Raw genomic sequence first — 8,620 nt, 5'->3', positions numbered from 1 at the left:
GGGGCGGGATGCCGCAGCGGCGGCCGGGCGCGGAAGCTCGCCGCTGCCGGAGGCGCCGGGCAGCGTCGCCGGACGGAAGCAGAGCATGCGCAGCAGCGCCATCTCGAAGCCGCCGCGCGGCTCGGGCGCGAGCGGCAGGTCGCGGCGCGCGTGCAGCGCGATCTGGTAGCAGAGCTGCACGTCCTCGGCCGTGAACGCGGCGGCGAGACGGACGAGCGTATCGCTGTCGTACAGCTCGTCGTTGGCGCCGGGCACGGCCTGCGCGAGCGCGACGCGCTGCAGCAGCGACAGCAGCTCGGCGAGCACGCCGTCGTAATCCGGCGCCTCGCGATCGAGCCGCTCGATCGCCGCGAGCACACTGGCCGCATCGCCGCCGGCCAGGGCTTCGGCGAGGTGCACGACGTGCTGGCGGTCGATCGTGCCGAGCATCGCCGCGGTGTCGAGGGCGCCGACGCGACCGGCGCCGAAGGCGATGGCCTGATCGAGCAGCGACAGCGCATCGCGCATCGAGCCGTCGCCGGCGCGCGCGAGTGCGGCGAGCGCGGCCGGTTCGTGTGCGATGCCTTCGGCGTCGAGGATGTCGGCGAGCCGGCTCTGGATCAGCGCCGCCGGCAGACGCTTGAGGCTGAACTGCAGGCAGCGCGACAGCACGGTGACCGGCAGCTTCTGCGGGTCGGTGGTCGCGAGCAGGAACTTCACGTGCGGCGGCGGCTCTTCGAGCGTCTTCAGCAGCGCGTTGAAGCTGCTGGTGCTCAGCATGTGCACTTCGTCGATCAGGTAGACCTTGTAGCGACCGCGCGCCGGTGCGTACTGGACGTTTTCGAGCAGCTCGCGCGTGTCCTCGACCTTGGTGCGCGAGGCCGCATCGACCTCGATCAGATCGACGAAGCGGCCCTCGTCGATCTCGCGGCAGGCCGCACAGACGCCGCAGGGCTCGGCGGTGATGCCGGTCTCGCAGTTCAGCGACTTGGCGAGGATGCGCGCGATCGTGGTCTTGCCGACGCCGCGCGTGCCGGTGAACAGGAAGGCGTGATGCAGGCGGCCGTTGGCGAGCGCGTTGCCGAGCGCGCGCACGACGTGCTCCTGCCCGACCAGTTCCGCGAAGCGCTTCGGCCGCCATTTGCGCGCCAGAACCTGATGGCTCATCTCGTGCCGCCTGCCGGGTGGTTCGCGTGGGCCGCCGCGCCCTGCCATGCCTGACGCGGCCGGAAATGGGTGGTGGCCCGTACCAGACGCACCCCGGCGCCCGCATCGGCCGCTACCGTTGCTCCCTTCCGGGCCTGGCGGGGTTCACGGCCTAGCGTCGCGAGGGGACCGATACGGGCCACCATAGAAAACGTGCAGCTCGAAGACTGCGCTCCTGCGACCGGCCGGCCGCGAGGGAGGCGCAGTCTAGCCGAAGCGCCGGCCGCGGGGAAACCGCCGCAGGCGCAGTCCGGGAACCAGCTTCTACGCTAGGGGCCGGGCGGTCGCAGACCGGGAGCAGCCTCCCGTCCGCCCGCAATCCCATCACCCGAGTGCAGACGATGAAGCTCGAAACCCTCGCGATCCACGCCGGCTACAGCCCCGACCCGACCACGAAGGCGGTCGCGGTGCCGATCTACCAGACCACGTCGTATGCGTTCGACGACACGCAGCACGGCGCGGACCTGTTCGACCTGAAGGTCGCCGGCAACATCTACACGCGCATCATGAACCCGACCACGGCGGTGCTGGAGGCGCGCATGGCGGCGCTCGAAGGCGGCATCGGCGCGCTCGGACTCGCCTCCGGACAGGCGGCGATCACCTACGCGATCCAGACCATCGCCGAGGCCGGCGACAACATCGTCGCCACCGGCACGCTCTACGGCGGCACCTACAACCTGTTCGCGCACACGCTGCCGCAGTACGGCATCGAGGTGCGCTTCGTCGATTACCGCGATCCGGCCTCGGCGGCGGCGCTGATCGACGGCCGCACCAAGGCGGTGTTCTGCGAGACGATCGGCAATCCGCTCGGCAACGTCGTCGACTTCGAAGCCTTCTCGCAGGTTGCGCACGCGCACGGCGTGCCGCTCATCGTCGACAACACGGTCGCGACGCCGTATCTGTGCCGGCCGTTCGAGCACGGCGCCGACATCATCGTGCACTCGCTGACCAAGTACCTCGGCGGCCACGGCACCTGCATCGGCGGCGTGCTGGTCGATTCGGGGAAATTTCCCTGGGCCGAGCACAAGGAACGCTTCCGCCGCCTGAACGAGCCGGATGTCTCCTATCACGGCGTGACCTACACCGAGGCGCTCGGCGCGGCGGCCTACATCGGCCGCGCGCGCGTCGTGCCGCTGCGCAACATGGGCGCGGCGATCTCGCCGTTCAACAGCTTCCTGGTGCTGCAGGGCATCGAGACGCTGGCGCTGCGCATGGACCGGCACTGCGCGAATGCGCTCGCGGTCGCCGGATTCCTGCGCGATCACGCGGCGGTCGAGTGGGTCGGCTATCCGGGCCTGCCCGACAGCCCGTTCCGGCCGCTGGTCGATCGCTACATGGGCGGCAAGGGCTCGGGCCTCGTGACCTTCGGCGTCAAGGGCGGACGCGAGGCCGGCGCGCGCTTCCAGGATGCCTTGCAGCTCGTGACGCGGCTGGTCAACATCGGCGACGCCAAGAGCCTGGCCTGCCATCCGGCGAGCACCACGCACCGCCAGCTCAACGCCGCGGAACTGGCGAAGGCCGGCGTCAGCGAGGACATGGTGCGGCTGTCGATCGGCATCGAGCACATCGACGACATCCTCGCCGACCTCGACCAGGCGCTGGCCGCGACGCGCTGAAGCGCCGGGGGCGGGCCGCCGGACACAGGCCTTCCAGGGAGATTCCGAACACGATGCTGCACCGTCACCTCGTCGCCTGGCTGCGCAGTTTCTTCGTCAGCGATTTCGGCCGGCCGGCGCGCGGTCCGGCGCCGCTGTTCGCGGCGCTCGCCTTCGTGCTCGTCGTCATCGGCGTGCTGGTGCTGCAGCCCTGGGGCATGAGCAGCAGCGCCGGACCGGCGCCGGTCGGGGCGACCGAGGACTGCACGGTGCGCTCGGTGCAGGACGGCGACACCGTCACGCTCGCCTGCAACGCTCAGGAGCGGCGCGTGCGGCTCTGGGGCATCGACGCCCCGGAACTCGGCCAGGGCGACTGGGGGCGGCTCGCGCGCAGCGGCCTGACGGCGCGGCTGCGCAAGGAGAACGTGCGCCTCGAAGTGCTGGACACCGACCAGTACGGGCGCACGGTCGGGCGCATCTGGCTCGGGAAGACCGACATCGGTCTCGAACAGGTCCACGCCGGGCGCGCCGCCGTCTATCGCGAGTTCAACAACAGCTCCGAATACACGACCGCCGAAGCCGAGGCCCGGCGCGCCGGGCGCGGCATCTGGGAAGCCCCCGGGGCGCAGCAGACGCCGTGGCTGTGGCGGCGGCTGAATCCGCGATGAATCCGCGAGGAGGGTCCGGGCGGAATCCGGGCGGAGTCCATGCCGGGTCCGTGCTGAAGCGGTGCTGAATCCGTGCCGATGCGCCTGCCGGCAGCCGCCGTCGCGTGGCTTGGCGCCCGTGCGGCGCCCGTGAAACACTCGAAGCCATGACGACTGCCGAGCTCGTGCTTCCCACCTGCACCGCCGACCCGTCCGGGGGCGTGCGTCTGGACGGCAGCTGGACGCTCGCCGGCTTTGCCTGCGGCCTGCCGCTGCTGCCGGAAAAGCCGGTGCCGCGCATCGACGCCGGCGGCCTGACCGCGCTCGACACCGCCGGGGCGCTGCAGATCCTCGCGCTCGAAGCCGGCAGCGACACGCACTGGGACGGCCTGACCGCAGGGCACGCGACGCTGCTCGATCTGGTGCGCGCCCAGGCCGCGCGCGAGCGCCCGCCGCCGCCGCCGGTGCCGGGCTGCCTCGAAGCACTCGGCCGGCGCGCGACGGCGCAGCTCTGCGAGGTGCGGGATTTCCTCGGTTTCTTCGGCGAGATGAGCCTCGCGTTCTGGCGCGCGCTGCTCCTGCCGCACCGGTTCCGCTGGACGCCGTTTCTCGCCAACATCCAGAGCGCGGGGCTCGCGGCGATGCCGATCGTCGGGCTGCTGTCCTTCCTGCTCGGCGTCGTCATCGCCTATCAGGGCGGCTCGCAGCTCGGGCGCTACGGCGCCAACATCTTCATCGTCGAGCTGGTCAGCCTGACGATGCTGCGCGAGATGTCGGTGATCATGACCGCGATCATCGTCGCCGGGCGCACCGGCTCGGCGTGGACCGCGCAGATCGGCACGATGCGCGTGACCGAGGAGATCGACGCGCTGCGCACCATCGGCATCCGGCCGATGGACATGCTGGTGATCCCGAAGGTGTTCGCGCTGATGGTCGCGCTGCCGCTGCTGACCGTGTACGCCGATGCGATGGGCGTGCTCGGCGGCATGGTGATGGCCGACCTGCAGCTCGGCGTGAGCTTCCAGGAGTTCCTGCAGCGCTTCCCGCAGGCGGTGTCGGTGCGCTCCTTCCTGATCGGCGTCGGCAAGGCGCCGGTGTTCGCGCTGCTGATCGCGCTGGTCGGCTGCTATCAGGGCTTCAAGGTCTCGGGCGGCGCCGAGGCGGTCGGCCGGCAGACGACCGTCTCGGTCGTGCAGTCGATCTTTCTGGTCATCGTCGTCGATGCGGCGTTCTCGGTGCTGTTCTCGTGGCTGAAGATCTGACGCCGCCGCCATCACCCCCACCGGTTGGCGACGCGCCGCCGGTCATCGAGATCCGCGGCCTCGGCACGCGCTTCGGTGCGCAGGTCGTGCATGAAGACCTCGAACTGACCGTGCGTCGCGGCGAGATCGTCGGGCTGGTCGGCGGCAGCGGCAGCGGCAAGACCACGCTGCTGCGCGAGGTCGCGCTGCTCGATGCCCCCTCGGCCGGCAGCGTGCGGCTGTTCGGCGCCGAGACCGTCGGTCTCGACGAGAGCGAAGCCTTCGCGCTGCGCCGGCGCTTCGGCATGATGTTCCAGCACGGCGCGCTGTTCTCGTCGCTGACCGTGCGCGAGAACGTCGCCGTGCCGCTGCACGAGCACACGACGCTGCCCGAGGCCGAGATCGACCGGCTCGCGGAGCTGAAGGTCGCGCTCGCCGGCCTGCCGCCGGGCAGCGGCGACAAGTATCCGTCGCAGCTCTCGGGCGGCATGATCAAGCGCGCCGGCGTGGCGCGCGCACTCGCGCTCGATCCGGACCTGCTGTTCCTCGACGAGCCGACCGCCGGCCTCGACCCGGTCGGCGCCGCGGCGCTCGATGAACTGGTGCTGGAACTGCGTGCCGCGCTCGGACTCACGGTACTGATCGTCACGCACGATCTCGACACGCTCTGGCGCATCACCGACCGCGTTGCCTTCCTCGGCGAGCGGCGCGTGCTCGCCTGCGAGCCGATCGAATCGCTGTCGCGGCGCCCGCATCCGCTGATCCGCCAGTACTTCTGCGGTCCGCGCGCGCGGGCCGCCGAGGCAGCCGCCGAAGACTGAGCCGCGCGCAGGAGGCAGCCGTTGGAGAACAAGGTCAACTACACGCTGGTCGGGGTTTTCGTGCTGGCCCTGTCGGCGGCGCTGATCGGCACGCTGCTGTGGCTGACGGTCGGCACCGAGGAAAAGCAGTACGACATCTACCGGCTGTTCTTCCGCGACTCGGTCGCCGGCCTGAACCCGAAGGCGGCGGTGCGCCTGCGCGGCGTGGCGGTCGGCGAGGTCGCGGGCATCGCGCTCGATCGCAAGCAGCCCGATCGCGTCATCGTCGATCTGAAGATCGAGCGCGGCACGCCGATCCTCGAAAGCACGAAGGCCGTGCTCGCGACCCAGGGCCTGACCGGCATCGCCGCGATCGAGCTGTCGGTCGACAACCCGAACGCACCCGCGCTGAAGCGACGTGAAGACGAGCCGTTTCCGGTGATCCCGACCGGGCCGTCGCTGGTGCAGCGCCTCGACAACGCCGTGACCCAGGTGCTCGGGGATTTCGGCAAGCTGTCGAACCGGCTGCAGGCGCTGCTCGATCAGGACAACCTCGATGCCGTCCACGACACGCTCGGCAACCTGCGCACGCTCAGTGCGGCGCTCGCGAAGCAGACCGCCACGCTCGATCAGGTGCTGCGCGCCACCGCCGATACCGCCGAGGCCGCGAGCGGCGCGGCGAAGGAGATCCGCACCCTCGGCGCGCGCCTGAAGACCACGGTCGGCCTCGTCGATGACACCGTGCGCAGCTTCGGACAGACCGCACGCACGCTCGACACGGCGGTCGCCGGCACCCGGCGCGACCTGCAGCAGTTCGCCGGCAGCGCCGGCCCCGAACTCGCCGGCCTGCTCGCCGAGCTTCGGCGCATGACCGAGGTCGTCGAGCGCCTCGGCGGCGAACTCGAACGCAATCCGCGCATGCTGCTGTTCGGGCGCAAGAACGACAATCCGGGGCCGGGCGAATGAATGCCGCCGGGGCCTGCATGAAGCGAGGACTGCCGATGACCCGTGTCCGCCTCACGCTGCTCGCGCTGCTGCTCGGCGGCTGCTCGGCGATCAATCTCGGCAGCTCGCCGGATGCACCGCGCACGATCTGGCTGCTGTCGGCCGTGCCGGCGGCCGCACCGGCCGGCGCGGCGCGCCCGGCCGGCGTGCTGCTGGTCGACAAGCCCGAGGCCCGCGCCGGCTTCGACACGCCGCGCATGGCGTATTCGCGCCAGCCGCTGGCGATCGACTACTACACCCGCAGCGAATGGGCCGACGTACCGGCGCGCATGCTGCAGCCGCTGATCGTGCAGACGCTCGCGCAGGGCGGCACCTGGACGGCGGTGCTGCCGGCCCCGAATCCGGGCCGTGCCGACGTGCGCCTGACGACGAACGTGCTCGAACTCGTGCACGATCTGTCGGCCGGCGAGCCGGGCGTCGTGCGGCTGCGCCTGCGGGCCGTGTTCACCGATGTCGTCGACCGGCGCGTGCTGGCGACGCGCGAATTCGCCGCCGTGGAGCCGGCGGCGAGTGCGAATGCCGAGGGCTACGCGGCGGCGGCCGATCGCGCCGATGCCCGCGTGCTCGCCGGGCTCGCGGCGTTCACGGCCGAAACCTTCGCGCCGGCACCGGCACGTGTTGGCCGGCGCTGAGCGCCATCCGGCATCCGGCATCCGCAAGCGCGCAGTACCGCGATTCCGGGCAGTACCGCAGTACCGCAATGCCTTTTCAGCCGTAGCGAAGACCAGACCCGAAACACGGGCAAATGGCGGCGTGCCAGTGACGGGCGCCAACCATCCAGGGATACCAGGGAAAGAGGAGAAAACCGATGTCCAGCATTCGCATGTTCCACTGTCGGTTCAGCTGCCGCACAGCGATCCGGCCGTGGTGGCCGGCAGCGCTGCTCGGTCTGCTCGGGCTGCTCGCTGGCGGCCTGCCGCCGGCGCAGGCCGGCACCGTCGAGCCGATCCGCATCGGTTCGGTGCTGACGCTGAGCGGCCCCGGCGCCGCCCTTGGCGAGCCGGAGCTGAAGACGCTGCAGCTCTACGTCGAGCGCCTGAACGCCGCCGGCGGTCTGCTCGGGCGGCCGCTGCGGCTGATCCACGTCGATGATGGCGGCGAACTCGCCAAGGTCGATCCGGCTTTCCGGCGCCTGCTCGACGCCGAGCGTGTCGATGTGCTGATCGGCGGCACCACCAGCAGCGCCTCGCTGGCGGCGCTGCCGCTGGTCGAGCGCGCCGAGGTGCCGTTCCTGTCGCTCGCCGGCTCGGTACTGATCGTCGAGCCGGCCAAGAAATGGGTGTTCAAGACCGCGCACACCGACCGCATGGCCTGCGACAAGGTGTTCGCCGACCTGCGCGCGCGCGGCCTGACGCGGGTGGCGCTGCTGTCGGAAGCGAGCGGCTACGGCCGTTCCGGGCGCTTCCAGTGTCTGGCGCGCGCCGCGGCCAGCGGCGTGCAGGTCGTGCTCGACGACAGTCACGATCCGAAGGAAGCCGACTTCTCGGCCCCGCTCGCGCGCATCGGTGCGAGCGACGCGCAGGCGCTGCTCGTGCTCGGCGTCGGTGCCAGCTCGGCCCGCATCACGCGCGCCGTACACGCGGCCGGCCTGAAGCTCGCGCTGTACCACACGCATTCGATCGGCTCGAAGGCCTTCATCGAGGCCGCCGGTGACGCAGCCGAAGGCGTGCGCTTTCCGGCCGCGGCGCTGATCGTCGCCGCCCAGCTGCCGGAGGCCGATCCGCAGAAGCGCGTCGCCCTCGAATACACGCAGGCCTATACCGCCGCGTATGGCGGCAGCGTCTCGACCTTCGGCGGTCATGCCTACGATGCGCTGATGCAGTGGGCGGAGGCCGTGCGTCGCGCTGGCAGCGTCGAGGCCGACGCGGTGCGCCGGGCGCTGGAGGCGACGCACGGCTACGTCGGCACCGGCGGCATCGTCCACTACGCGCCGACCGATCACCTCGGGCTCGACGCCACGGCATTCCGGATGATCGAGATCCGCAACGGTGACTGGCGGCTGATCGACTGAAGCGGTCGCCGCGACGCTGCGCGGCGCTTTCAGTCCGCGGCCGGCCAGAACGGCGGCTGCGCGCGCCAGTGCCGCCAGTGCCTGCGCAGCGGCTCCCGCAACTCGCGAGCCGCCGCCGCCGCCAGGGCCCGCACGC

General features: G+C 71.3%; 8 protein-coding genes and 1 other RNA gene. 7 read left to right on the top strand and 2 right to left on the bottom strand.

All coding sequences use genetic code 11. The features are described 5' to 3' along the window. Together dnaX and ffs are read right to left on the bottom strand one after the other, a co-directional pair. Positions 1-1,146, bottom strand: a 1,146-nt coding sequence (dnaX, locus tag PKE44_RS11170) for a DNA polymerase III subunit gamma/tau (protein WP_324551090.1), incomplete at its 3' end; no start/stop codon positions are given. Positions 1,147-1,223: 77 nt separating this feature from the next. Continuing rightward, an RNA gene (ffs, locus tag PKE44_RS11165) (signal recognition particle sRNA small type) lies at positions 1,224-1,320 on the bottom strand. A gap of 206 nt (positions 1,321-1,526) precedes the next feature. On the opposite strand from ffs, the gene PKE44_RS11160 reads away from it, so the two are divergent. From PKE44_RS11160 to PKE44_RS11130, 7 genes are all read left to right on the top strand, one after another. Continuing rightward, positions 1,527-2,801, top strand: a complete 1,275-nt coding sequence (locus PKE44_RS11160; RefSeq protein ID WP_324551088.1) for a bifunctional O-acetylhomoserine aminocarboxypropyltransferase/cysteine synthase — start codon at positions 1,527-1,529, stop codon at positions 2,799-2,801. Between the two features lie 53 nt (positions 2,802-2,854). Then, positions 2,855-3,448 (top strand): thermonuclease family protein, encoded by a 594-nt coding sequence (locus tag PKE44_RS11155; RefSeq protein WP_324551086.1) that lies wholly within the window; start codon positions 2,855-2,857, stop codon positions 3,446-3,448. A 164-nt stretch (positions 3,449-3,612) separates the two neighbouring features. Further along, complete coding sequence (locus PKE44_RS11150; protein ID WP_324551084.1) at positions 3,613-4,689, top strand: ABC transporter permease; 1,077 nt, start codon at positions 3,613-3,615, stop codon at positions 4,687-4,689. Beyond that, positions 4,674-5,489, top strand: coding sequence for an ATP-binding cassette domain-containing protein (locus tag PKE44_RS11145; protein ID WP_324551082.1), 816 nt, complete (start codon positions 4,674-4,676; stop codon positions 5,487-5,489). Before PKE44_RS11150 ends, PKE44_RS11145 begins: the two co-directional genes overlap by 16 nt. Positions 5,490-5,510: 21 nt before the next feature. Then, complete coding sequence (locus PKE44_RS11140; protein WP_324551080.1) at positions 5,511-6,434, top strand: MlaD family protein; 924 nt, start codon at positions 5,511-5,513, stop codon at positions 6,432-6,434. 35 nt (positions 6,435-6,469) lie between these two features. Further along, positions 6,470-7,105 carry an ABC-type transport auxiliary lipoprotein family protein gene (locus tag PKE44_RS11135; RefSeq protein WP_324551078.1) on the top strand — a complete coding sequence of 212 codons (636 nt, stop codon included), beginning with the start codon at positions 6,470-6,472 and terminating at the stop codon, positions 7,103-7,105. A gap of 176 nt (positions 7,106-7,281) precedes the next feature. Beyond that, complete coding sequence (locus PKE44_RS11130) at positions 7,282-8,484, top strand: ABC transporter substrate-binding protein (protein WP_324551077.1); 1,203 nt, start codon at positions 7,282-7,284, stop codon at positions 8,482-8,484. Positions 8,485-8,620: the final 136 nt, after the last annotated feature.

It is taken from the genome of Plasticicumulans sp. (assembly GCF_035331805.1).
Lineage (GTDB): Bacteria > Pseudomonadota > Gammaproteobacteria > Competibacterales > Competibacteraceae > Plasticicumulans.
The sequence above is the reverse complement of the archived record's forward strand: the minus strand, read 5'-3'. Positions and strand labels throughout refer to the sequence as shown.

What these genes read in the sequence shown, in the direction of transcription:
- PKE44_RS11155 (WP_324551086.1), top strand. Translation starts at nt 2,855, where the DNA reads ATGCTGCACCGTCACCTCGTCGCCTGGCTGCGCAGTTTCTTCGTCAGC.
- PKE44_RS11160 (WP_324551088.1), top strand. Translation starts at nt 1,527, where the DNA reads ATGAAGCTCGAAACCCTCGCGATCCACGCCGGCTACAGCCCCGACCCG.
- PKE44_RS11135 (WP_324551078.1), top strand. Translation starts at nt 6,470, where the DNA reads ATGACCCGTGTCCGCCTCACGCTGCTCGCGCTGCTGCTCGGCGGCTGC.
- PKE44_RS11130 (WP_324551077.1), top strand. Translation starts at nt 7,282, where the DNA reads ATGTCCAGCATTCGCATGTTCCACTGTCGGTTCAGCTGCCGCACAGCG.